General features: G+C 53.6%; 21 protein-coding genes. 10 read left to right on the plus strand and 11 right to left on the minus strand.

The window, feature by feature from the left end; translation table 11 throughout:
• Positions 1-18 precede the first annotated feature (18 nt).
• Positions 19-654 carry a class I SAM-dependent methyltransferase gene (locus tag ABD920_RS00185; protein ID WP_345156103.1) on the minus strand — a complete coding sequence of 212 codons (636 nt, stop codon included), beginning with the start codon at positions 652-654 and terminating at the stop codon, positions 19-21.
• A gap of 159 nt (positions 655-813) precedes the next feature.
• On the minus strand, positions 814-1,641 hold the full coding sequence (locus tag ABD920_RS00190; protein ID WP_345156104.1) for a hypothetical protein: 828 nt from the start codon (positions 1,639-1,641) through the stop codon (positions 814-816).
• Between the two features lie 210 nt (positions 1,642-1,851).
• Here ABD920_RS00190 and ABD920_RS00195 point away from each other — a divergent pair, with 210 nt between their 5' ends.
• The 3 genes from ABD920_RS00195 (at position 1,852) to ABD920_RS00205 (ending at position 3,978) form a co-directional block, all read left to right on the plus strand.
• Positions 1,852-3,096: an MFS transporter gene (locus ABD920_RS00195; protein ID WP_345156105.1), complete on the plus strand. Its 1,245-nt coding sequence runs from the start codon at positions 1,852-1,854 to the stop codon at positions 3,094-3,096.
• A gap of 166 nt (positions 3,097-3,262) precedes the next feature.
• Positions 3,263-3,454 (plus strand): hypothetical protein, encoded by a 192-nt coding sequence (locus ABD920_RS00200; protein WP_345156106.1) that lies wholly within the window; start codon positions 3,263-3,265, stop codon positions 3,452-3,454.
• A 191-nt stretch (positions 3,455-3,645) separates the two neighbouring features.
• Positions 3,646-3,978 (plus strand): DUF4286 family protein, encoded by a 333-nt coding sequence (locus ABD920_RS00205; protein ID WP_345156107.1) that lies wholly within the window; start codon positions 3,646-3,648, stop codon positions 3,976-3,978.
• A 90-nt stretch (positions 3,979-4,068) separates the two neighbouring features.
• Here the strand turns inward: ABD920_RS00205 and ABD920_RS00210 are convergent, their stop codons facing one another.
• Both ABD920_RS00210 and ABD920_RS00215 read right to left on the minus strand, forming a co-directional pair.
• A complete protein-coding gene (locus ABD920_RS00210; protein WP_345156108.1) occupies positions 4,069-4,542 on the minus strand; it encodes a GNAT family N-acetyltransferase in 474 nt (157 codons plus the stop codon).
• A 94-nt stretch (positions 4,543-4,636) separates the two neighbouring features.
• On the minus strand, positions 4,637-5,389 hold the full coding sequence (locus tag ABD920_RS00215) for an acyl-[acyl-carrier-protein] thioesterase (RefSeq protein ID WP_345156109.1): 753 nt from the start codon (positions 5,387-5,389) through the stop codon (positions 4,637-4,639).
• Positions 5,390-5,548: 159 nt separating this feature from the next.
• Here ABD920_RS00215 and ABD920_RS00220 point away from each other — a divergent pair, with 159 nt between their 5' ends.
• A complete protein-coding gene (locus ABD920_RS00220) occupies positions 5,549-6,079 on the plus strand; it encodes an REP-associated tyrosine transposase (protein ID WP_345156110.1) in 531 nt (176 codons plus the stop codon).
• 215 nt (positions 6,080-6,294) lie between these two features.
• Here ABD920_RS00220 and ABD920_RS00225 read toward each other — a convergent pair whose 3' ends face one another.
• The gene (locus ABD920_RS00225; RefSeq protein ID WP_345156111.1) at positions 6,295-8,487 is read right to left on the minus strand and encodes a prolyl oligopeptidase family serine peptidase; all 2,193 of its coding nucleotides are present in this window, start codon (positions 8,485-8,487) and stop codon (positions 6,295-6,297) included.
• 288 nt (positions 8,488-8,775) lie between these two features.
• Here ABD920_RS00225 and ABD920_RS00230 point away from each other — a divergent pair, with 288 nt between their 5' ends.
• Positions 8,776-9,432, plus strand: a complete 657-nt coding sequence (locus tag ABD920_RS00230; protein ID WP_345156112.1) for a 2OG-Fe(II) oxygenase — start codon at positions 8,776-8,778, stop codon at positions 9,430-9,432.
• A 104-nt stretch (positions 9,433-9,536) separates the two neighbouring features.
• Here the strand turns inward: ABD920_RS00230 and ABD920_RS00235 are convergent, their stop codons facing one another.
• The gene (locus ABD920_RS00235) at positions 9,537-10,538 is read right to left on the minus strand and encodes a sugar nucleotidyltransferase (RefSeq protein ID WP_345156113.1); all 1,002 of its coding nucleotides are present in this window, start codon (positions 10,536-10,538) and stop codon (positions 9,537-9,539) included.
• Between the two features lie 317 nt (positions 10,539-10,855).
• Between ABD920_RS00235 and ABD920_RS00240 the strand changes: the two genes are divergently transcribed.
• From ABD920_RS00240 to ABD920_RS00250, 3 genes are all read left to right on the plus strand, one after another.
• A complete protein-coding gene (locus ABD920_RS00240; RefSeq protein WP_345156114.1) occupies positions 10,856-11,434 on the plus strand; it encodes a LemA family protein in 579 nt (192 codons plus the stop codon).
• Positions 11,435-11,516: 82 nt separating this feature from the next.
• Complete coding sequence (locus ABD920_RS00245; RefSeq protein ID WP_345156115.1) at positions 11,517-11,954, plus strand: TPM domain-containing protein; 438 nt, start codon at positions 11,517-11,519, stop codon at positions 11,952-11,954.
• Between the two features lie 9 nt (positions 11,955-11,963).
• Positions 11,964-12,743: a TPM domain-containing protein gene (locus tag ABD920_RS00250; RefSeq protein ID WP_345156116.1), complete on the plus strand. Its 780-nt coding sequence runs from the start codon at positions 11,964-11,966 to the stop codon at positions 12,741-12,743.
• Between the two features lie 74 nt (positions 12,744-12,817).
• On the opposite strand, the gene ABD920_RS00255 is transcribed toward ABD920_RS00250, so the two are convergent.
• Positions 12,818-13,414, minus strand: coding sequence for a hypothetical protein (locus ABD920_RS00255; RefSeq protein WP_345156117.1), 597 nt, complete (start codon positions 13,412-13,414; stop codon positions 12,818-12,820).
• 287 nt (positions 13,415-13,701) lie between these two features.
• Between ABD920_RS00255 and ABD920_RS00260 the strand changes: the two genes are divergently transcribed.
• Positions 13,702-16,347 carry an ATP-binding protein gene (locus tag ABD920_RS00260; RefSeq protein WP_345156118.1) on the plus strand — a complete coding sequence of 882 codons (2,646 nt, stop codon included), beginning with the start codon at positions 13,702-13,704 and terminating at the stop codon, positions 16,345-16,347.
• Here ABD920_RS00260 and ABD920_RS00265 read toward each other — a convergent pair whose 3' ends face one another.
• Complete coding sequence (locus tag ABD920_RS00265) at positions 16,348-17,736, minus strand: sigma-54-dependent transcriptional regulator (protein ID WP_345156119.1); 1,389 nt, start codon at positions 17,734-17,736, stop codon at positions 16,348-16,350.
• Between the two features lie 424 nt (positions 17,737-18,160).
• Positions 18,161-18,532 carry a hypothetical protein gene (locus tag ABD920_RS00270; protein ID WP_345156120.1) on the minus strand — a complete coding sequence of 124 codons (372 nt, stop codon included), beginning with the start codon at positions 18,530-18,532 and terminating at the stop codon, positions 18,161-18,163.
• A gap of 317 nt (positions 18,533-18,849) precedes the next feature.
• On the opposite strand from ABD920_RS00270, the gene polA reads away from it, so the two are divergent.
• Positions 18,850-21,702 (plus strand): DNA polymerase I, encoded by a 2,853-nt coding sequence (gene polA / locus ABD920_RS00275; RefSeq protein ID WP_345156121.1) that lies wholly within the window; start codon positions 18,850-18,852, stop codon positions 21,700-21,702.
• A 210-nt stretch (positions 21,703-21,912) separates the two neighbouring features.
• Here the strand turns inward: polA and ABD920_RS00280 are convergent, their stop codons facing one another.
• Entirely contained in the window at positions 21,913-23,304 is a 1,392-nt protein-coding gene (locus ABD920_RS00280; protein ID WP_345156122.1) for an SGNH/GDSL hydrolase family protein, read from the minus strand.
• A gap of 15 nt (positions 23,305-23,319) precedes the next feature.
• A complete protein-coding gene (locus ABD920_RS00285; protein WP_345156123.1) occupies positions 23,320-24,558 on the minus strand; it encodes an OmpP1/FadL family transporter in 1,239 nt (412 codons plus the stop codon).
• Positions 24,559-24,772: the final 214 nt, after the last annotated feature.

Consider the following 24,772-nt stretch of genomic DNA (forward strand, 5'->3'; position numbering starts at 1 on the left):
ATTAGCCGGTGGCATTTTTTATTTTTCTCCTTTCTTACCTATGATCATCCAGAATTTTTGCGAGGGTCTATTTCCCCTGTTCTTTGCAGGCTCATCTACCTCTTTAGCTTCAACCAATCCATAGTGACCGAATTCTTTCTCTATGGAGTCTGAATCATAAAAGAACAGCTTCGCGCCATGCTTGGTCAGAAACCTGTCTTCGCTTAATTTTTCCCCTTCCCCATAAGTAACATCATGTTTTGAGATTGCCACAAAAACCATATATCCATCAGGTCTGAGTTGGTTATAACAATCATGGATGAGTTTGATTCGCTCTGCTGCACTTAACAAGTGAATCAATGCATAGCAAAAAATGCCATCGTACAGTTCGTGGTCGAACGGCATGGCACTGACAGAACCATGATATACTTTCACATGGTCTCCATAGTGCTTTTTGGCTAAATCAATCGCGGTTTCTGAAATCTCTATTCCTGTTACATCGAATCCACTGTCAGTAAAAATGTTCGCATTTCTGCCGTAACCGAACCCCGGAATCAGAATCTTTTTAAACCCATTTTTTCGGAATAACTGCACGGTTGCAATTGCGGAATCAGCAGGTTCGAATCCCCACATTGCCTGTTTATCCTGAAAGCTTGACTCCCAAAACTCTGTCATGTTATTTTCTGCTAAATTTGGGTACTAACGGTTTGAATATGGTGCGTTTGGCATTTCAAAGCTTCAATCTTTCAATTTACTACTATGTGCAATTATTGCTATCGTCTGCATTTCTATCACTATTTGCTAAATGCACTATATTTTTTGTTATGGGTTGTTTTATTCTGTTGCCTTTTTATTTTTTTTAAAAAACTTCAAGTTAAGAACTATCATTAGTGTTAAGTAAATCGGAAGGATTATCAATAAGTAAACTGCCCAAATAATATTATCGTAAACCCAATATATGAAGCCCTTTGCTTTTATTGTGTCAAGTAGAGTTGGAATAATAATGCCATTTTCAAATGTGTACTTAATGTCCTTACCTGAAAGCTGATGTTTGTTAATGTAGTCAAAGGACCAAATCTTTAGAAAAGAAGCATTGTCAGGTCTTAATTCCCCAATATTAATATTGCTTTGGAAATCACCTTTCCTTACTAAATCATCATTCAGGTATAGTTCATAATAACCTCTTGCTGGTAATTCAAATCTAAGTTCCTTAACAATATTATTACTGTTGTTTTTTAGTTTTGAATATAAAAAGTAATTAGTATTCCTTAGAGGGTATGTTTCTCTTAGCAATAATGAATCAATCCTATCTATTAAGAGTCTTTGGTCAAATTCTTTTGGAATCGAGTTTTCGATAGATTCTTTAATATCTGATGTGCTATATTTCGAAAAGTCAATTATTTTTTCAAGAGAATCTCTGATGTTACGTGACAAATAATATGAATCAAAACTTCTTGGAATAATTGCTTCTGACTCTTCAGAATAGTATTGTTTTCTTTTATCTACAGGAATTTGATAATCAACAATAAAAATTTCGGTCTCAAATTTTAGTTCTTCAGTAAGCAAATAGTCAATGAACTGATATAGAATATATATGCCTCCTATTATACCAAAAATTATTGCTAATTTATTCGCAAACTCCCAGGTAAAAAACTTGTTCATATTTTAGTCTTGAATTAACCCATAACTTGTAGATATAGGGAGTTACTACGTTTAGCCGCCCGGCGGTAGGCATATAACTGTAACTGAACTAACGAATATACTATATTACAATTTAAAAATATTTTTCTCTTCGATTTAACGGCGGCCGCCTCATCTCCTTTGCAATTTTGGCTACAAAAGCTATCTTACAAGCTACTAGAGCAACGATATATGGCTGCCGAACCGACACCTTCCAAAGGAAACATCCTCTTCAATACCTCCGTCATTGTGGCGGCGCTGGGCTACTTTGTGGATATATATGATTTGGTGCTCTTCAGCATTGTGCGCATCCCCAGCCTTCGGGATTTAGGCGTCACGAGCCAGGCGGCACTTTTGGAGGATGGGGTGATGCTGCTGAACATGCAGATGCTCGGGATGCTGATCGGCGGGGTGGCCTGGGGCATTCTGGGCGATAAGCAGGGCAGGCTGTCGGTGCTGTTCGGGTCCATCTTCCTCTACTCCGTCGCCAATATCATGAACGGCTTTGTCAACACCATCCCCATGTACGCGTTCCTGCGGTTTGTGGCGGGCCTGGGCCTTGCCGGGGAGTTGGGTGCGGGCATCACGCTGGTGAGCGAGGTGCTGCCGAAGGAAAAGCGCGGCTACGGCACCATGATCGTGGCGACCATCGGCATATCGGGGGCTATTCTGGCGGGCTTTGTAGGCGAGTTGTTTGGCTGGCGCACGGCCTACTTTATCGGCGGCGGCCTTGGTTTCCTGCTGCTCTTCCTGCGCATCGGCGTGTACGAGTCCGGGATGTTCCAGCATGTGAAAAGCGCCGTTGATGTTACACGTGGAAACTTCCTGAGCCTGTTCTCCAACCGCGAACGCTTCTGGAAATACCTCAAGTGCATCCTGATCGGCGTGCCGATCTGGTACGTGGTGGGCATTCTGATCACATTCTCCCCGGAATTTGGCGTGGAGATGGGCGTGGCGGAGACTGTTTCGGCGGCCAAGGCCGTTTCGTTCTGCTATCTTGGCCTGGTGGTCGGCGACTTTTTGAGCGGCTACCTGAGCCAGCGCTTAAAGAGCCGGCGGAACATCGTGCTCGCTTTCCTGCTGCTGACGGGCGTGTTCGTGACCCTGTACCTGCTCAGCAGCGGCCTGTCGTTAGACAATTTTTACCTGCTGTGCGTGGCGCTGGGGCTGGCCAGCGGCTACTGGGCCGTGTTCGTGACCATTGCGGCCGAGCAGTTCGGCACCAACATCAGGGCCACGGTGACCACCACAGTGCCTAACTTCGTGCGCGGGGCCGTGGTACCGCTTACGCTGGCTTTCGAGGCGCTGAAAGACGGCTGGGGCCTGGTGCCGACGGCGATGGTGCTGGGGGCTGTCTGCATCGCCATCGCGGTGGCCGCTATCCTGACGCTGGAGGAGACCTACTCCAAAGACCTGAACTTTCTGGAGCAAGTGTAGCTACGGCATATATAACATGCCGCGTCTGGGGCATTAGCTGAAAACTTTTCTGTAGATCGATTCTGAATAAGAAAAACCCTTTCAATTAATCCAATTTTCGGGCAACTCAAAGGCCTGCAGCATAGTATAATTATATATAGTTAAAACCGAATTTAACCTGCACGCCATGTACCGACCTTCTGCCAACGATAAAGCTGATTTAGTGCTCCTGGCGATCCTGTTCTTTTTCCTGGTGCTGTTTTCGTCCTCGGTAGCAGGCGACAGGCAAAAGACGGAGGAACGCCACGATCAACCGCAGGAACTGGCTACTACCGGGATGTTAACTTTGGCCCAGCCAGCAGAAATGCGCTTTATATAGCTTTAAAGGCTCTTACCGCTATTGTTTCCGGACTCCCGGGGATCAGCCTTACAGGCATCAGGCGGAAACCTGATGCAATCGCTTCTCGTCTCCGGCACTACCCATCCGTTATATAGCACATCCAGAAGCGACCGGAAATAAACCCGCTGGCAACCCCCTCCCCTTCCGCCCTAAAATCCGTAGTTTTGTATATGATCTTGTACAACGAAACAGTAAACATAGACAACAATGTGGCCGGGGAATGGCTGCAGTGGATGAAAGAGGTGCATATACCGGCCGTGATGGGCACAGGTTTTTTCCTGAACAACCAGATTGCCCGCCTCATAAACGAAGTAGAAAACGGCGGCACCACCTACGCGGTGCAGTACTATTGCCGCAGCTTGGTGGACCTCGAGGAGTACCAGCGCGAGCACGCCCCGGAACTGGAACAAAGGCACCTGAAACGCTACGAAGGCAAGTTTGTCATCTTCAGTTCGATGCTGGAGGTAGTGGCCTCGGACGTAGAGCGCCCAAGCAAGCCATAACCGGCTCTTACGATTCTAAAATAGACAGCGCCGCTCTGTATCCGGTACGGAGCGGCGCTGTCTATTTATAGCCTATATAGGCTAGTGCCCTTAGCCGAGGTATTGCTGAATCTGCTCTTCGTTCATGTTGCAGTTGATCCACTCACCGTCGAGGTTGGCGCCGATCTTTTTGTAGAAAGCAATGGCGGGCTCGTTCCACTCCAGCACCTGCCACTTAAAGCGCTTCGCCCGGGTTTCTTTCGCTTCCTGCGCCACCGCCTTAAACAGCTTCCGGCCAATCCCGGTGCGGCGCAGCCGCTCCGTCACCACCAGGTCCTCCAGGAAAAGCATCTTCCCTTTCCAGGTAGAGTAGGCGGTATAATACAGGGCGATGCCCACAATGCCTGCCTCCGTCTCTGCCACGAAGAATTTGTAGATCGGGTTTTCGCCGAAGCCGTCGCGCTCCATATCCTCCAGGGTATTGGTCACCTCCTGCAGCGCCCGCTCAAACTCGGCCAGTTCCCTGATCAGCGCATATACCTGCGGCAGGTCGTCTCTATGCCCTTTTCTTATTTCTACTTCCATTGTGATTGCTGATTGTTTATTGCTGAATGTTATCTGCTTCCTGTAACTGGCTTGAGGATTTGATTGCTGAAACTGCCCCCAGCTCACTATTATTTTAACTTTCTAACCCTCTCCACTTCGTGATGGCCTGCACCAGTTCTTTGCCGGTTTCCTGGCTGCTGAGTTTGTGCAGATAGGTAGATGGGGCTTCGGCGGGTGCTACGGCAGCGATCACGGTGTCTCCCAGCAGGCTTTCGGCCCGGAAGATGATCTCTACCTCGCGCAACTGCTGCTGCTCCAGCACCTCCAGCGGCACGGAGTCGAGGGCCCACTGCAGGTAACGGGTGTTCGTCACGTGGCGGTTCAGGTCGATGTCGTGCCAGCGCACGGGTATCTGTAGCTCATAAAGGGCCTCCTGCAACTGTGGCAGCTTGCCTTTCGCGAAGGGCAGCGGCTCCTCCGTCGGCACCACCTCTATGCTGGTGATCAACTCCGGCAGCGACACCAACTGGCGCTTCACCATGTCCATCACCAGCCACACGCTCGTTGCCTGCCCCAGCAGCTCCCGCGCAGCGTTATATATCCGGAAGTCGCGGTGCATGAAGATGCGCTCGCGGCCGGAGGCCCACGTTTCGACGGACACCTTTTCGCTGTGCCGGGGGTAGCGGAACATCTCCACACGCATCCGCTGCAGCACCCAGGTCATATCCTGCTTCAGCAGGTCGTACATGGATATGCCCAGCGTCACGGTATTTTCCCAGGCGGCCTCGTGCATGTAGCTGACCAGGGCGGGCAAAGTGGCCTGCCCCCGGTAGTCTATCTCGCTCGAGCGCACGGTGAACTGGCTTGCGCTTCCGGTTGCTATCATCGTCTCAGGTTTGTGCTCCGCTAAGGTACGCAAGAACAGACGCTGGTGCCAACTTGGGCCGTAAAACAATACCTTCGCTCGCCTCTGGCGAGTGTACGCTATACTGCGGCCTCTAGCCGCACCAGAAATTTCATCGTACTTCTTTTATATCCTGAACTTATGAGCGAATATAGAAGGACATCGCCGGATGAAGTATACTTTGCCACACTAACGGTTGTCGGTTGGGTTGATGTTTTTAGCCGTAAAGAATACAAAGACATTTTGGTCGAGAACCTGAAGTTTTGCCAGGAAAAGCAAGGATTGCAGCTTTTCGCTTACGTCATCATGACAAACCACCTGCACTTAATTGCCCGAAGGCAGAAGGCAGACCTTACAGAACTGCTTGGGAGGTTTAAAAGCTATACTGCTAAGAAAATCATCGAAGCGATAGAGAAAAACCCACAGGAGAGCAGAAAAGAATGGCTGCTTTACCTGTTTGAGCACTTTGCTAAAACGAACACGCAATACAGCAACTATCATTTCTGGAACTACAAGAATCACCCAACTTTGCTGCACACCAACGCTGTTCTTGATCAGAAGGTGGAATACATCCATCAAAATCCTGTGCGTGCCGGGCTGGTAACGGAGCCAGAGTATTATTTATACAGTAGCGCCTGTGCAGATAGTCCGATTAGGGTAGATAAGATGTAGTATCGCGTTTGTTTAGCAGCCAGAGGCTAAGGGATAACACACACTCGTCAGAGGCGAGCGAGAGCAGTGAAAGCATTATGTTGCCTTCGCTCGCGTCCCGCGAGTGTAAGCTATACCGTGGCCTCTGGCGGCTGATGTGACATTCTACAAAAAAAGCCGCGCCACCTGAAGCAGGCGGCACGGCTTTGTCAAAAGGCTGTGATTTATATATAGCTCTACTGCGCCGGGTAAGGATTTACGCCCATGTTCTGATATATAAACGCGTAGGTATCAGCGTACTCCTGGATCACCAGCGAAGTCGGTTTGCCGGCACCGTGCCCTGCGCGCACATCCACCCGAATCAGATAGGGGTTCACGGGCGCGCCTTTGGCCTGCAGCTCGGAGATAAACTTGAACGAGTGCGCGGGCACCACGCGGTCGTCGTGGTCGGCGGTTTTCACCAGCGTGGCCGGGTACGCCACGCCTTCCCTGATGTTGTGCAGCGGCGAGAAGGCATATAGGTTCTCGAACTGCGCGGCATCGTCCGAAGAGCCGTACTCCGGCACCCACGCCCAGCCGATGGTGAACTTGTGGAAGCGCAGCATGTCCATCACGCCCACTGCCGGAATCGCCACTTTCGCCAGCTCCGGGCGCTGCGTCATAAAGGCGCCCACCAGCAAACCGCCGTTGGAACCGCCTGCCACCGCCAGTTTCTCAGAAGAGGTATAGCCCTCATCAACCAGGTACTCGGCTGCCGCGATAAAGTCGTCGAACACGTTCTGCTTGTTCGGCGTCATGCCGGCGTTGTGCCACTCCTCGCCGTACTCGCCGCCGCCGCGCAGGTTGGGCATGGCATATACGCCGCCGTTCTCCAGCCAAAGCATATTGGCAATACTGAAACTAGGCGTCAGGGAGATGTTGAAACCGCCGTAGGCATATAAATAGGTCGGGTTCTGTCCGTTCAGCTCCAACCCTTTCTTATGCACGATGAACATGGGCACTTTGGTCCCGTCTTTGGAGGTGTAAAACACCTGCTTTGTTTCGTAGGCGTCTGTGTCCACGTTCACCTCGGTTTTGCGGAAGAGCGTGACCTTGTTGCTCAGCACGTCGTAGCGGTAGATGGTCGGCGGGTAGGTGAAGGAGGTAAAGGTGAAGAACACCTCCGTGTCCTCTTTCTCGCCTTTGAAGCCACTCACGGTGCCCAGGCCCGGCAGTTCCACGTTGTTGATCTGCTTGCCGGTGTTATCGAACACCACCACCTGGCTGGTGGCGTCTTTCATATAGGTCACGATGATGCGACCGCCCACCGTGGACACGCCCGTGATCACGTTCTCGTTCTCGGGCACCACCGTTTTCCAGTTCGCTTCCTGCGGCTTTTTCGGGTCGATGAGCACGAGGCGGTAGCGGGGTGCGTTCTTGTTGGTCATCACCAGCAGCCGGTCGCCCATGTTGTCCACCACGTTGTACTCACTCTCGAAGTTCTCCACAATCGGCTTGATGGTGCCTTTCGGGGCCTTCAGGTCTTTGTAGTAAAGCGCGTTGGCGCCGCTTGCCCCCTCCGACACGTTCAGGATCAGGAAGCGCTCGTCGTCGGTGGTCTGGCCGTAGAAGTTGCGCAGCGGGTGCTGCTTGTCTTCATATATGAGCTGGTCCTGGCTCTGCGGCGTGCCCACCTTGTGGTAATACACCTTGTGGAACTCGTTCTTGTTAGCCAGCTTGTTGCCTTCGGTCGGGGCGTCGTAGCGGCTGTAGAAGAAGCCGTCTTTGTACCAGCTCGGGCCGGAGAACTTCACCCACTCCAGCTGGTCGCTCAGCTTTTTGCCGGTTGCCGCCTCCATCACGTGGAACGTGTTCCAGTCGGAGCCGCCGCTGGAGGTGCCGTAGGCCACAAACCGGCCATCCTGCGAAAACTCAAAGGCCGTGAGCGCCACCGTTCCATCCTCCGACAGCTTGTTCGGGTCGAAGAATACCCTTGGCTCCGCCTCCAGGCTCTCCTGCACGTAAATCACGCTTTGGTTCTGCAGGCCGTCGTTCTTGGAGAAGTAGTACTTGTCGTTCTCCTTAAAGGGGGCACCGTATTTCGGGTAGTCCCATATCTCGGTGAGGCGCGCCTTGATCTCGTCGCGGAAGTCAATGCTGCTGAGGTAGTTGAAGGTGACTTCGTTCTGCGCCTCAATCCACTCCTCCACCTCCTCGTTGTGTGTCTCCAGCCAGCGGTACGGGTCGGCAACCTGGGTGCCGAAATAGTCATCGGTATGGTCTATCTTCTTAGTGTCAGGGTAATCTAACGCTGTCTCAGCCGGAGAGGCGACAGCAGCAGCGGTGTTTTCCGTTGTCATGCCAGTAGCAGTTGTATCGTTTTGGGTTGATTTGCAAGCCGACACAGCCGTGAGGCCGCCAGCCAGCAACAGTACAGTTGTTTTTTTCATAAGGACTACGCCCGTAATTTTGTTTAAGATATAATGAAAGCGAATCAGCTAATATACGCATTTTGGCTTTTACTTCACCCACAGCGCCTCGTGCAGCCGCTGTTAGCCCGTTATATCCCATGCCCGTTTAGCGGTATAAAATCTTTTGCTCACAAGGGCACAGCCGATGCCTGAAGTGACTAATTTTACAGGCTTTGCAAGGCTGGCTTTGCCCGCAGGAAGGAGCAGGGAGTATAAGGGCCTATATAAAACGGCTATCACAGCATATATACAGAAAGCAACACAGGTATGACAGAGGAACAGGAAGACGAGAAACTACTGCAGAAGTTCGAGCAGATAGCCGACAGGCTCTCGGAGAAGGGTTATGCCATCGTGGATAATTTCCTGGAGGCGCAGGAGGTGCGGGATCTGCTGGCGGTGCTGTCGCACCACCGGGAGCAGGGCACGTTTAAGAAGGCGGGCATCGGCTCCTCCGAGCAGTTTCAGGTCGACAAAGCCGTGCGCGGGGATTATATCCGCTGGATTGAGCCGCAAAACGCGCTGCCGCCCACGCAGGTGTTCCTGGACCGCATGAACGAGGTGATGCGCTACATTAACCGCACCTGCTTTCTGGGCCTGAAAGACTACGAGTTCCACTTCACCGAATACCCCGTTGGCACGGTATACAAGCGCCACATCGACCAGTTTCTGACAAACGACCACCGCAAACTGTCTTTCATCTGCTACCTGAACGAAAACTGGCTGCCGGCGCACGGCGGAAACCTGCGCCTGTACCTGCCGCATGAAAACGGCACCGAGGAAGAAGTTGACATCCTGCCCATTGCCGGCCGCCTCGCCTGTTTCCGCGCCGATCTGATTCCGCATGAGGTGCTGGTGGCCACCCGCCCCCGCTACAGCCTCACCGGCTGGATGCTGGACCAACTGAAGGAGCTGACGTTTCTGTAGATAGACGTAAGATTTTAGACACAGGACATAAGACAATGCTTCCAGACTGGTTATCTACTACATGCTGGAGTCTTGTGTCCTAAATCTAACGTCTTAAGTCTGTTCTACTGTCCGAAATTGATCTCCGTGCTGTCGCCGATGTTCAGGCTGTGGCTGAAGCCTTTGAAGGAGGCGTCGCTGCCGATGATGGAATCGCGCATGACAGCGTAGCGCAGTTCTGAGAAGGAGCCGATGATGGAATTGCTCAGGATGCAGTTCTCCACGGTGGCGTTATCCCCAATGGCTACATTTGGCCCGATGATAGAGTTATAGATGGCGCAGTCGCTGCCGATGCTCACCGGTGGGATGATGATGCAGCCCGGGTAGTTGTTCTTCGGGCTCTGCGCCTCGAACTTCTGGCGGTTCAGCAGCGTAGCGTTCGCCTCCAGCAGCGTTTCTTTGCGGCCGCAGTCAAACCAGTGGTCCACGCTCCAGGTCACCATCTTCTCGCCCTTCTTCACCATGTGCATCAGCGCGTCCGTCAGCTGGTACTCCCCCTGCGTGCGGATGTCTTCCGATATAATGTATTCCAGCGACTCGATCAGCTTGTGCGGCTGCATGATTTTGTAGAGCCCCACCAGCGCAAAATTGGACTTCGGGATTTTCGGCTTCTCCACCAGCTTGGTGATAAACTCGTCGTTGCCGACCTCCGTTACCCCGAACAGCGACGGCTTGGCTACCTTCTTCACCCCCAGCACCGAGTAAGGCGCCGCAATGATGGCCTGCAGGTCCACATCCACAATCGCATCGCCTAGCATAATCAGCACGCTCTCTTCCTGCTCGTAGGTGTGGCGGGCCACCCACAGGGCATGGCCAAGGCCCTCGCGCGGCTCCTGCACCACAAACTCAGACTTTATCTGCGGGTACTTGGTGCGCACGTAGCTCTCCACTTTCTCGCGGAGATAGCCGATCACAAAAACAAAGTCGTGAACACCCGCCTCCAGCAGTTTATCGATGATGTGCCCCAGAATGGTATTGTCTGCCACTGGCACCAGCGATTTGGGCTGTGTGTGCGTGTGTGGCCTGAGCCTTGAGCCGACGCCTGCTACCGGGATGATTGCTTTCATACACTATACATTTCCTGCAATATATCAAAAGAAGCCCTTAACTTCAACAACCGCCCCGCCGCCGCAGGCAATAGCAACAGAGGCCTGCGGCCACAGAGCAGGCAGGCAGGGGGAGCGAGTTTTATATATGCCTTACGACTATCTTCGGCGGCTGGCCACGCGCAGCCCTGCCTGCAGCTGCTCAAACAGTACAGAGGCCGCAAATGTTAATTTAAGCCTCTTTTCCTGTCCTGCTTAACGTTGTTTCCTTAAATTCGTACTCATATCGCCTGCATGGGCCATCTATAACGTATAAAAAAATCACTTAACACCCACTTATGAAAAGACTGTTTTTTTACCTGATCGGATTTGTAATCCTGCTTTCCCAATCGTCGTGCGGCTATAACACGATGGTGCAAAAAGACGAAGCAGTGGAAACAGCCTGGGCAAACGTTCAGAATGCCTACCAGCGCCGCGCTGACCTCGTGCCGAACCTGGTGAACACGGTGAAGGGGGCCGCCAACTTTGAGCAGGAGACCCTGACACAGGTAATAGAAGCCCGTGCCAAAGCAACCAGCGTCAACATCAGCGCCGACAACCTGACGCCCGAGAACATTCAGCAGTATCAGGCGGCGCAGGGGCAGCTGTCCGGCGCCTTGTCGCGGTTACTGGCCACCGTGGAGGCGTATCCGGAGCTGAAGGCCAACCAGAACTTCCTGGAGCTGCAGGCGCAACTGGAGGGCACGGAGAACCGCATCTCGGTAGAGCGGCGCAATTTCAACGAGGCGGTCCAGGACTACAACACCACGGTCCGCTCCTTCCCCAACAACCTGATGGCCGGCGTGTTTGGCTTCGAGCGCAAAGGACATTTCGAGGCGGAAGCCGGCGCCCAGACTGCCCCAACTGTACAGTTCTAATTCCTGATTGCTAATTGCTAATTGTTGTTTGTTTCAATGAACAAAAACAACAATGAACAATCAGCCACCAACAATCAAATTTATGCCAAAAGACACCATAACGCCAGATGACGAGCAGAAGATCATGGCCGCCATCGCCGACGCCGAGCAGCGGACTTCGGGGGAGATTCGGGTGCATGTAGAGAGCAACTGTGCGGGAGATGTGCTGGACCGGGCGACAGAAGTTTTCGCGGATCTGCACATGCACCAGACCGAGTTGCGCAACGGCGTGCTGTTCTACGTAGCCATCGAAGACCACCAGTTCGCGGTGCTGGGCGATGCGGGCATAAATGCCATCGTGCCCGACCATTTCTGGGAAGACATCACCGCTGAGGTTATCAGGCACTTTAAGCAGAAAAAGTATGCGGACGGCCTGGCAAAAGGCATCCGGATGGCTGGTGAGCAACTGAAAGCGCACTTCCCTTACAGCCCGAAAGGCGACACCAACGAGCTGAGCGACGACATCTCGTTCGGCGACTAACCTCTCTTTATGAAGCACCTTATCCTATTTCTGTCCCTCTTTTCCCTGGGCCTCCACGCTTTTGCACAAGACAGCGACTTTCCGCCACGGCCTGACCCGCCGCGCCTCGTAAATGACATGGCCGACATGCTGAGTGCCGAAGAGGAGCAGGCGCTGGAGCAGAAGCTCGTCAACTACAACGACACCACCTCCACCCAGATTGCCGTTGTCACCCTCACTTCTATCGGTGCCTATGATGCAAACCAATATGCCGCTGAGCTGGGTGAGCGCTGGGGAGTGGGCACCGGCGAAAATGACAATGGCCTGATTATACTGGTGGCCAAAAACGAGCGCAAGGTGGCGATCCAGACCGGGTACGGGATGGAAGCCTACGTGCCGGATGCGCTTGCCAAGCGCATCACGGAAAACACGCTGAAGCCGAATTTCCAGCAGGGCGAATACTACAAGGGGCTTAACGAGGCTACCAACCTGATCATCGGCCTTGCCAGCGGCGCCTATCAGTCAGACCCGACAGCCCAGCGCGGCGAAGGGGAAGGCGGCCCCTCGTGGCTGTTCATCGTCCTGATCGTGTTCCTGGTTATTTTCCTCATCTCCAGAAGAGGCGGCGGCGGTGGCCGGGGCGGCAGAAAAGGCTACTCCCGCACCTTCGGCGGCCCTGTGTTTATCCCCGGCGGGTTCGGCACCTTCCGCACCGGTGGCGGCATGTTCGGGGGCGGGGGCGGAGGCGGCGGCTTTGGCGGCTTCGGGGGTGGCTCTTTTGGCGGCGGCGGCGCCAGCAGCAGCTGGTAATAGCCCGTATAACGCAACAGGGGCAGCACGATTCTTTTCATGCTGCCCCTGTTGCGTTATATTCCTGCCGGTTTCTATATACCGCCGATGGCTATAAGCGACACGACACCGAGCACAGCGGCACCCACGCCAAAGCCCGCAGCTGCTTTGCTTGCTTTGCGGCGGCGCGCCTGCTTTACGTAGGATGCCCGGTACACAGGGTCTTTCATCATATAGCGGTTCGGGTTGTCATCCGATCCCGTGCCGGGAGGCACCGCCGCTATAACAGACCCGGCTACCATACCGGCCGCCGGATGGATGATAGTGGAGCCCAGGGTAGTCCAGAACACGCCTTTTGCCTTGTGGTATTTTTTAGCATCGAGCTTCGCCTGCAGCGCCAGCAGCCGGTGGTTTTCGGTGCTGCTGGCTTCATCTTTATACAGAAGCTCTGGGGCTCCAGTCAGGTTAGCGGAATCCATCAGCCTTACCTGCGCCACCTCCTGCCGTGGCATGGCGTAGGCAATACCGCTGGCGTCGGTAAAGTGGCGGAACAGCACAGTATCGGCACTTACCTGCACAACCCTGCCCACAATTTCGTCCCCGTTTTTCTTAAGGATAAAATCCTGCGCCCATGCCGGCATACATAGCAGGCACAACCCCAGCACCAGTAACTTCCTCAGTATTATTGCCATTTCGTTTATATATAAATAAGATGCCTGAAGCAACCCCTCTCAAAGCAATGTCGGCCTTATATATCCCTGCTATAGCCCTCTATAGAGTATACCGGAAGGATTTAGATATAGGAATTCAACAATACGTTATCTAAATCCCTTTGTTTATTTTTATTTATTCTTGCCATGCTGCAAACAAAAGAAATTCTGAAGTTGTTCCTGCAACAGGTTCGTAATCATTTAGGTATTTTTGGCGTTATAGGAACTTTGTAGCTTTTAAGCCTCTTAAGTAGCAGTAGACACGACACATGAAGATATTCGGAGACAGCACTAAATCGAAGGTAATCGTTGGCTTTGTGCTTGCACTTGGTATTGTTCTCGCTGCTATTCACCTTACCTACACCAGCTTTACCAAACTGCTCGGCTCTGTGGAGGTGCTCTCGCGGCCGAACGGGAAACTCGCCGAGATGCAGTATACGCTGGCCACGATCTCTACTGCCGAAAGCTCGATCAGGGCATATACCCTGACAACGAAGGAAGAGCACTTTAAGAATTACCTCAGCCACCTCGACACCGTCCGGAGCCAGATCGACTCGCTGCGGCACCTGATGCGGAACAACACACAGGAACTGGCCCAACTGGACTCGATCTCCTCGCTGCTGCAGGCAAAGCAAAAGAGCCTGGAGCAATACGTTGCCTTAAAGAAAGAGCAGCAATCGCTTGATTACTCCGACAAGGCCATGCGCCAGATTGCCTCTACCGTAGAGGAGCAACCCCTGGCCACTACGATTAAACAGCACACCACCACCACGATCTCCGACAGGCTTACACTAAACGAAGAAGAGCCGGCAGAGGACAGCATGCAGCAACAGCCCGAGTACCAGGCTTACAAAGAGCCCAAGCGGGGTTTCCTGAGCAAGATTTTCGCCCGGAAAGAGAAGGACGATTTCAAGCCGGCGCCTCCCCCCAAAGTAATCGTGCCGCAGCTTAACGTTACCCAGGAGATTAAGATAGACACAAACTCCACGGCTACGCCGGTAGCGCCGCTGGCAAAGGTGCGCCGGATCCTCCACAACGTACAGCGTGAGTCTGACCGTAAGAAAGACCTGCTGCAGGCCAAAGAGCTAACCCTGCTGCAGCAGGACAAGCACATCATGGACCAGGTGCGCAGCATGATGTACAGCCTGGAGCGGAACGAGCAGGAGCTCATGCAGCAGAAATCGAAGCAGGCAAGGGCCGTTGCGAAGGAGACTTCGATGGTGCTACTCCTGATCGGTGTGCTTGGCCTGGGTGCAGGCGTGGCATTTATCCTGGTTATCCTGCGCGACATTACCCGCAGCAACAACTACAAGGCCAAGCTGATATATGCCCAGAAGGAGGCGGTGCAGCTTGCCCGCGCCAAAGAGGCCTTTGTGGCCAACATGAGCCACGAGATGCGCACGCCGCTAAACGTGATTCTGGGTTTTTCGCAGCAGCTGCGCCACACCCCCCTGCTACCCCAACAGGAGGAGCACCTGGAGGCCGTAAACGGGGCAGGCGAGCACCTGCTGCACATTGTGAACGATGTGCTGGACCTCTCGAAGATAGAGGCGGGCAAGCTGCATATCAGCCACACGATCTTTAGCCTGAAGAAGCTGCTGCAACAACTAGAGCATGCTTTTGCGCTGAAAGCCTCCACCAAGCGTATCCATTTCCTGACCCAGACCGACGAAACCATTCCAGACGTGCTGCAGGGAGATGCCCTGCGCCTGAAGCAGGTGCTGTTCAACCTGGTAGACAACGCCATCAAGTTTACGCATGAAGGCCAGGTGCTGGTGAGCGTGCGCCTCAAGACGATCCGCCGGACCCGCGTGGTGGTCAGCATTGCGGTGTCCGACACAGGCATCGGTATTCCGGAAGAGCGCATACAGCATGTGTTTGGGGAGTTTAACCAGGCCGATAGTTCTATCCTCCGCAAGTACGGGGGCACCGGGCTTGGCCTTTCCATCAGCAAGAAATTAGTGGAGATGCAGGGAGGCACGCTGTCGGTGCAGAGCATACACGGACAGGGAACCACCTTCACTGCGGTGTTGCCGCTGCAGGTGGCAAAAGGCGAGTTGCCCGAGCCTGCTGATACGGCGGCGCTCTTACCGGCCACTTTCCAGGGTGTTAAGGTGCTGGTTATTGACGATGACGCCTTTAGCCGCAAGTTGTGCGAGCTTATCCTGACGAGGTGGGGCATGGCGGTGCACCTGGCAAATGACGGTAAAGAGGCCATGGCACAAGTGCGCAGCCACCGCTTTGATGTGGTGCTGACAGACATACAGTTGCCGGGCGTAAGCGGGAAAACAGTAGCCCGTAACATCCGCAGGCACGACAAAGATGTGCCTATACTTGCCCTCACGGCTAACATCCTGAGCAACGAGGAAGACTTTTTCAAGAACTCAGCCATTTCCGGACACCTGCTGAAGCCGTTCACGGAGCAGGAACTGCATCAGAAACTGGCTGAGGCTTTGCCCGGAACACTGGTTATGGCCGAGGCGGCAGAAATGCCCCTGCTCACGGCAGAGGTGCAGCCTGTGCAACTGCCTTCTCCTCCCCCGGCTGCGGGACTCCCATACGATCTCAGCGAAATGCGCATGTTTACGGGCACCGATGAGGAGACCCTGGCTGCTGTGCTGGAGGTGCTTTTGGAAGACCAGCAGCAAAACCTGCAGGAACTGTCCGCCGCGGCCGCGGCCGCGGATTGGAACAAGGCAGCAAACGTGGCCCATAAGATGCTGACCGCCTTCAAACACCTGAAGGCGCACAGCGTAACACCAGACTTGCTGCAACTAGAGCAGGTGCTGCATACCGGTAAAGCAGAGGAGGATGATTTAAATGAAGTTGTAGCCCGCGTGATCCGGAATACACAGCAGGTGCTGGTGGCGCTACAGGAGGAGACGGAAAGCCTAAGGGCGGTGCCTCAGGCGTAGCTAAGCCTCAATGTCGTACAGCTTCAGCTTGTTATACAGAGTTTTCCGGTCGATATTAAGCAGCCGCGCCGCTTTCGATTTGTTGTACTTTACGCGCTCGAGCATCTGCAGAATCATCTCTTTCTCGTTGCGTTCATTTATACTCTTCAGATCCGTATCGTAGGAGCCGTTGCTCCCATAGGTGGCTGGGGCTCCGTTGGCGCTGGCTGGTGCGCCAAAGGCCGGTGTGTACGTCACAATCTCAGCCGGAAACTCCTGTGGGGTCACTACGTTCCCTTTGGCCAGCAGCACGCCGCGCTTCACCACGTTCTTCAGTTCGCGCAGGTTCCCGGGCCAGGTATAATTTAGCAAGATCTCCTCTGCCTCCTCATCGAAGCCTTCAATACTCCGGTCCATCTCCTGGTTCGCCTGCTGCATAAAATGGTTTGCGAACATCAGCACGTCCCCGTCACGCTCCCGCAGCGGCGGCACATTGATTTTAAACTCATTCAGGCGATGGTAAAGGTCCTCGCGGAACTGCCCGTTGGCCACAGCCTGCTGCAAGTCTTCGTTGGTGGCCGCCAGCACCCGCACATCCACATCGGTGTCGGTGGTGCTGCCGATCTTGCGGACTTTGCGCTCCTGCAGGGCGCGAAGCAGCTTCACCTGCACCTCGTAAGGCAGGTTCCCGATCTCATCCAGGAAAATCGTACCGCCCTCGGCCGCCTCAAACTGCCCCTGGGTGTCTTTCATCGCCCCGGTAAAGGCCCCCTTCAGGTAGCCGAACAGCTCGCTTCCCGCCAGTTCCTTGGACAGCGCACCGCAGTCGATGGCTATAAAGGGCATATGCTGCCGCTTGCTGCGCTCATGAATCATGCGGGCGACATACTCTTTGCCCGTACCACTCTCCCCTTCTATGATCACTGAGAGATAAGTGGGGGCCACAAGGGATATGAACTCTTCGATCTGGGCGGCTTCGCGGCTTCTGCCCATTATAAACTTGGGGATGGTGTTAACTGTTTCCGGCGCTGTTTCCGTGCTTGCCTCCGCTTTCTTGTGCAGGGCGTTCTGAATCACCAGCAGGGTTTCGTCCGGATTGATGGGCTTGGTGATGTATTCAAAAGCCCCCATCTTGATGGCCCGCACGGCTGTGCGTATATCCGCGTAGTGCGTCATCAAAATAACGGGCACGTCTTCTGCCAGCACTTTTATCTGAGGCAGCAACTCCAGCCCGTCCTTGTCGGGTAGCCGGAAGTCAGTAAGCACCAGGTTAAAAGAAGACGACTTGAGCAGACGCAGCCCATCATTGGCTGTAAAAGCTGTTTCCACCTCATACTGTTGCCTTTGCAGAAAGGCCTTTAGCATCATGCAGAAAGCAGGGTCATCATCAATTAATAATATTTTTGGCATAAATTGTTGTAACTAAAGTGCCGGTAAGTTACGTAGCAGCACAAAGCAATTTAGTAACGACAAAGGTACACCGATTGTTCTATACTTCCCTGCCACTTCCGCAATCTGCCATTTATAACAGCATTATATATAAATATAATACACAACAGAAGGCGTAGCAGTTACCTATATAGGCGCGTAAAACAGAAAAAGCCCCCGCGCCAACGGAAGCTTTCTCTCTGAGAAAATTTCTGCGCCAACAGAAATCTTCTCGTTAATAACTTATACATGAAGCTTTTCAGCTTACGGCCGATAACCTTGTTAGCGGCCTTTTGTAGTTAAACTACGGCCAGGATCTGAGGCCCTGCCCTTTGTGCCCGCGCCGTCACCTTCGTGCGCGCTGCGGCTAATGTGTCCAGGTTTCCCATGTTTAGATTTAGTTTAGTTAGTTGTGTGTAGTATTGGTAAGCGTAATGTTATTCTTTAACCCAACAGAATTCCCCTCTCCGTCGAACCGGGCAATGGCCCGCTTCTGCTCAGCATTAATGAAGTATACCTCATAAGTGGCTTCGGCACCGGATGCCACCTTGTATACTTCACTAACTTGCCACACGGTCAGCACATCGCTTCTCAGGGCTTTCTTGATACCGTCCGGCAGTTCCTCCTGCGGGATCTGCTGCTTTCCGGTTGCCTGCCGCACCTGCTCTGCCGCGGGTGGCTGCTGAGTAGAGGGGGAATTACTGGATTGGGCTTTGGCTTCAACAGAGACTAGTCCCAGAACTGTAAGTGCAATAGCTAATACTGTAGCTTTTTTCATTTCCCTCTTATCAGGTTGTGTTATGATGCGTTCTGCCAATCCATTTAGAGATAATGATGCCAAAAAATACGGCAAAATATAAGCTACTACTTACCAACACCTTACATATAAAGGATGCAATTATGCCGGCTTTGACAGGCGCACCCCCACTGTGGAACATTTCCACAGGTTGTAGAACTATGCTACATAATGAGCAACAGGTGTAGCTACACACATAGCCCCTGCAGAACCCATTCCCATCTTTTCCCATATAGCACGTAGCATTGCCGCTACCAGGCACCAACCATCTGTAGCAGAAAATTCATTATCTTTATACCATGAGCGAACCACGTAAAAAACTGTTTCTGTTAGATGCCCTGGCACTTATATACCGCGCGCATTTTGCCTTCAGCAAGAACCCGCGCATCAACTCCAAAGGCATGAACACCGGCGCTGCCCTTGGCTTCACAAACACACTGGTAGAGGTGCTGCAAAAAGAACAGCCCACCCATATAGGCGTCGCCTTCGACTCGGCGGCCAAGACTTTCCGGCATGATAATTTCGCAGAATATAAAGCCAACCGGCAGGCACAGCCCGAGGACATCTCCATCGCCATCCCCTACTGCAAAAAAATTGTGGAGGCCTTCAACATCCCGGTGCTGATTTTGGACGGGTACGAGGCCGACGATATCATTGGCACCATGGCCTGCCGGGCAGAGAAGGAGGAATTCGACGTGTATATGATGACGCCGGATAAGGACTACTGCCAACTCGTGACGGAGCACGTGTTCCTATATAAGCCCGCGTTTCTGGGCAACGCTGTGGAGGTGTGGGATGTGCAGAAGGTGCTGGACAAGTGGGAGATTGAGCGCGTGGAGCAGGTGATCGACATCCTGGGCCTGCAGGGCGATGCGGTGGACAACATCCCGGGCATCCCGGGCATTGGTGAGAAAACAGCCAAGTCGCTGATACAGCGCTTCGGCTCTGTGGAAAACCTGATCGCAAACGCGGAGCAGCTGAAGGGGAAACAGAAAGAGAATGTGGTGAACTTCGCGGACCAGGGCATGCTGTCAAAAGAACTGGCGACGATTCACTGCAACGTGCCGCTTGATTTCAGCGCGGAGGCCCTGCATTACGACGGCCCCAACGAAGAACAGATAGCCGAGCTTTTTGCGGAACTGGAGTTCCGGCAACTGGCCCAGCGCGTGCTTGGGCAAAGCCTGGCCTCGGCTGTTTCGGCCCCGGCGGCAAGGCCTGCCCGCAAAGGCAAAGCCGCCGACCAGAGCCAGACATCCCTTTTCGGCGCTGCCGCCGTTGCCGCTGTAGAAGAAACAGCCGCAACGGCTTCCGGGGAGGCCGCGGTAGCGATGCAAACCATCAACACCACCCTCCACAGCTACCATCTCATCAATACGCCGGAGCTGCGCCAGCGCCTGGTAAAGTACCTGCTGAAGCAGGACGAGGTTTCGTTTGACACGGAGACAACCAGCGTGGACGCCATCACCGCCCGGCTCGTGGGCATGTCGTTCTGCTACCGTCTAGGCGAGGCATACTATGTGCCCGTGCCGGCTGATGACCAGGAGGAGGCGAAGCGCATTGTGGCGGAGTTTAAGCCCGTGTTGGAGAACCCGAACATCGCCATGATCGGCCAGAACATCAAGTACGACATCCTGGTGATGAAGAACTACGATGTGGAGGTGCAGGGGCCGATTTTTGACACCATGCTGGCGCACTACCTGCTGGAGCCCGAGATGCGCCACAACATGGATGTGCTGGCGGAGACATACCTGAAGTATTCGCCGGTGCCCATCACTGACCTGATCGGGCCGAAGGGCAAGAACCAGAAGACCATGGCCGACCTGGAGCCGGAGGATATAAAAGACTATGCCTGCGAGGATGCCGACGTGACGCTGCAACTGAAGCAGTACTTCGAGCCGCTCTTGCAGGAGCAGGGCCTGATGAAGCTCTTCCGGGACGTGGAGACGCCGCTTATCCAAGTTATTGCGGACATTGAGAAGGAGGGCATCAGCATCGACTCTGATGCGCTGGCCGATATATCCATCCAGCTGGAGTCGGAGATCATGAGCCTGGAGAAGCGCATTTTCGGGATAGCCGGCGAACAGTTTAATATCGGCTCTCCAAAGCAGCTGGGCGAGATCCTGTTCGACAAGCTGGAGCTGCACGGTAAATCCAAGATCAAGAAAACGAAGACAGGCCAGTACGCCACCGGCGAGGAGATTCTATCGAAGATGGCAGGCGAATATGAGATCGTGCGCCTGATACTGGAGCACCGCGAGCTCACGAAGCTAAAGTCGACGTACGTGGATGCGCTGCCGCAGCTGGTCTGCAGCCTCGACGGCCGCGTGCATACGTCGTTTAACCAGGCCGTGACTGCCACCGGCCGCCTCAGCTCCACCAACCCGAACCTGCAGAACATCCCGATCCGGACGGAGCGCGGCCGTGAGATACGCAAGGCTTTTGTGCCCCGCAACAACAAGCACCTGATCATCTCTGCCGACTACTCCCAGATTGAGCTGCGCATTATGGCCGATTTCAGCGGCGACCCAACCATGAAGGAGGCTTTCAAAAATGGCATCGACATTCACGCCTCCACGGCCAGTAAGGTGTTTCATGTGCCGCTGGAGCAGGTAGACGCCGAAATGCGCCGCAAAGCCAAAACCGTGAACTTCGGAATCATATATGGCATCTCCGCTTTCGGGCTGGCCGAGCGCCTGGCAATACCGCGCCGCGAGGCCGCCGATATCATTGAGGCCTACTTTCAGGAGTTCCCGGCGGTGAAGGAGTATATGGACAGCACCATTGAGAAGGCACGGGACCTGGAATACGCCGAGACGCTGCTGGGCCGCCGCCGTTACCTCCGCGGCATCAACTCCCGCAACCAGACTATCCGTGCCTTCGCCGAGCGCAACGCCATCAATGCCCCGATACAGGGCACCGCCGCCGATATCATCAAGATCGCGATGATCAACATACAGGATTACCTGAAGCAGGAGAAGCTGCAGACGCGCATGATCCTGCAGGTGCATGATGAATTGCTGTTCGACGCCCCGAAGGAGGAAGTGGAGATCGTGACGCCGAAAATCGTGGAGCTGATGACGAACGCCCTGCCGCTGAGCGTGCCGATGGAAGTAGGCCTGGGCGTGGGCGAGAACTGGCTGGAGGCGCATTAAGCCTGTTTTACCAGACCTCGCAGCGTGCGCAGCTCCTGCGGGCGTCTGGTTTATATAGAGCCACGCTTCTTACACCGGACTCTCCCGGAACTTCTGACACAGAGGTATATAGATCGGCACATAGCCTTTTGAGCAGGCCATATAGGATAGCACACAAAAAAAGCACCCCCGGCGGGGGTGCTTTTTTGCATTTGGAACTTGGGTTGTCAGTTACGGGAAAAGGACGGCGCGGTACTGCGTTTCGTCTAGTGTCGGCACTGTAGCGCTATATTTTGCATTGATAGCCTTTATCATCTCATTTGCCGCTATCGCATAGCCTCTGGGCGTTAAGTGCACGCCGTCAAGAGAGAAGAGGTTACCTGTTATATAGGCTGGAGAATATGACACCCCGTTTTTAGCGAATCCGCCCTGGATGCTGTTGAAGAAGCTGAAGGCGTCCCATACAGCCAAATCATTTTCCTGGGCATTTGCCTTTATAAAATCATTGAACGCGGTGGTTCTGGCTAGAATAGCCTCCTGCTCTGCCCCGTCGAGTAACAGGGAGCTTGGCCATGGGTTTTGAGGAGACCCGAAAGCCTGCGTCGTGTCAATCATATAAGCATTCAGAAGCCCTTGCAGCGCCGCCTGGTTACCCTTTGCTATATCTTTCCAGTATTTGCCTGTCGGGGTACCAATGAGGGGGGCATAAGCTGAAGCGGTTAAGGGAATCAGCTCTGTTCCTCCTGCAGCGTCTTTGATGTTGCTGATTAAAAGTGGGATACGTTGCGGTGTGTCCTTGGTTAGCGCGGCAATTGCAGTTACACCGGCAGCCTGCAAACCGGCTTTCAGGCTTGGGCCAACTGTTGTGAAAAACGGGATAGCCGTCACATTTGGTATAGTCACAGCGATACCTTTCTCACCATCGGCGGTCAACACATCCACTAGCGCGGTGTAGTTAGCCTCAAACACACCGACCTCCGTAAGGCTTCCGGAAAATCCCCCGGAAGTTGCATAGCCTAATACATCATTCTCAGCCATCCACACACTAAAGAAAGTGTGGTCTGCAGCAGCCGCTTGTTCCTGCACATACTCCAGGTACGTTTTGAGGGGGGCTTCTGTCAGTCGTTCAAAGTAAGGATTGCCTTTCGTGCTGCCATAACCGGGGGTTTTTATATCCGCAGTTCTTATACCCGGCACAGCCAGGTTATTTATGTTCCCGGGATATTTGACGTAAAGCGGCTCCCCTTTTTCATTCACCCCTCTTACCGCTACCTCCGTTGTCACGTTGGCCATGATAGGCGTGCCCTGCGGCGTGAAACCAGCTAAGCGGATATAACCGGAACCGTTTTTCTGTGCTTCGTCAAACAAGGGCTGCTTAAACTCCCCTCCTCCTACTGCGCTGAATTGCTGCGCCAGCAGGGCGGGCACCGAACTTTGCTGCCCTTCGAGGTAGAGGCCGCCGTCAGCATAGCCGGCGCTCAGCGAGTTTCCTACCGAGAGAAAAGAAGAGAAATCTGCCTGTCCGGCGCTGGCGCTGGGCGCGTCAATCTCGGGGTCACAGCTTGTCAGGAGCACACTGGCAAACAAGGCCAGCGCACTTGGTATATAGAAATGATTTTTCATGACTGTTTAAGGGAATTAGAATTTAAAGTTGACACCTAAGCCAGGGATATAGGCAGTTGATTTGAACGTACCTGGCACGCCTCCAGACTTATCGGCGGCATCGGTGCGTTTCGTCTTGTTGATGTACAGGAAAGAGGCATCCACACTAATCATATCTGTGAAAGCGTACCCAACACCGGCAGACAGGCCGCGCGAGTCTGAGTCCGGTGTTTCAGGCGTCAGGTAACCGTCCTGCACCGGCGTCTGGTCGTAATAGGCGCCGGCACGAAGAGCCAGTGCCTCGCTGACCTTGTACTCCCCGCCAATGCGGTAAATCATAGCGTCCTCATAGTTCCTGGCTGTCTCCGACACGGTACTCCCGGCAACCGGCTGGCTGAAGTCGAAGCGCAGGCTCTCATAAGCACTCCACTGCACGCGGCTTACATCCACCGCTAACGTAAGCTGCTCGGTTGGCCTGAAGCCGATGCCCAGTGTTAAGGTAGAAGGCATCGGCAGCTCCGCGGTGAAGGTCGTCCCGTCAGGGAAATTCGGCTTGGCGATCGCAGGAATATCGCTGAAGATCACGTCGCCGTCTTCCACTTTCAGGTTTACCCTGGAGCGGTAGTCGACCCCGATCGACAGTTTCTCTGTCGGCTGAAAGTAAACGCCCGCGTTAAAGCCATAGGCGGTGTTGGCGCCTCCATCCAGCTCAAGGCCGCCCTCCTGCCCGTCCTGGCTCTGCAGCGGCAACACGCGCTGCAGGTTCACGCCTCCAACGGCAACCACAAGCCCGACTCCTATGCCGATTTTATCTGAGACCCGGTAGCTCACGGTGGGCTGGAAATAGATGGCCTGCAAGTCGATTTCGTTCAGGCCGAAGCGCCCGCTCCACTCGTCGCCCCACCGTACGCCACTTCCGAACGGCGTGTAGATGCCTAACCCTACTTTGAGCTTATCGTTGATCCCGTACACGCCATACACCTGGAACGGGGTACCGAAATCGTTATCGGCCTCCGCAGTGTTGCTAGTAGGCTCGGGGGCGCGGTAGGCAATGTGCGAGCTGATGGCGCCCGCCCCAACCGTTACGCCGTTCTCGCGCAGGTAGGCCATGGCGCCCGGGTTAAAAAAGATGCTGGATGTCCCGGTCTCGATGCCGGTGCCCGTATGCCCCATACCGATCTGCCGCTGGCTTGCCAGGTTCACCTGGTAACCGCCGGCTATAGCCGAGGCCGAGAGAAGCGTGCCACCCAGTAGGGCGAAAAATTTGCTTTTCATATATGCTACTTTAATAACTGTAAAGGTTGGATTAATGTAAACAAATATATTATTAAAGAAGCGATGCGCAAGACGTTTTTCAAATATTTTTCTATTTCGGTCGAAAAAATAAATTGGACCCAATTCCTGAAGCACAGGCCTGGTGCTAACAAGGTTAAACTGCTCCGCCAGCCATGATTCCAGGGACAGGCACTCCTCAGAACCGAACTTTTTC

Source organism: Pontibacter saemangeumensis (assembly GCF_039541895.1).
GTDB lineage: Bacteria > Bacteroidota > Bacteroidia > Cytophagales > Hymenobacteraceae > Pontibacter > Pontibacter saemangeumensis.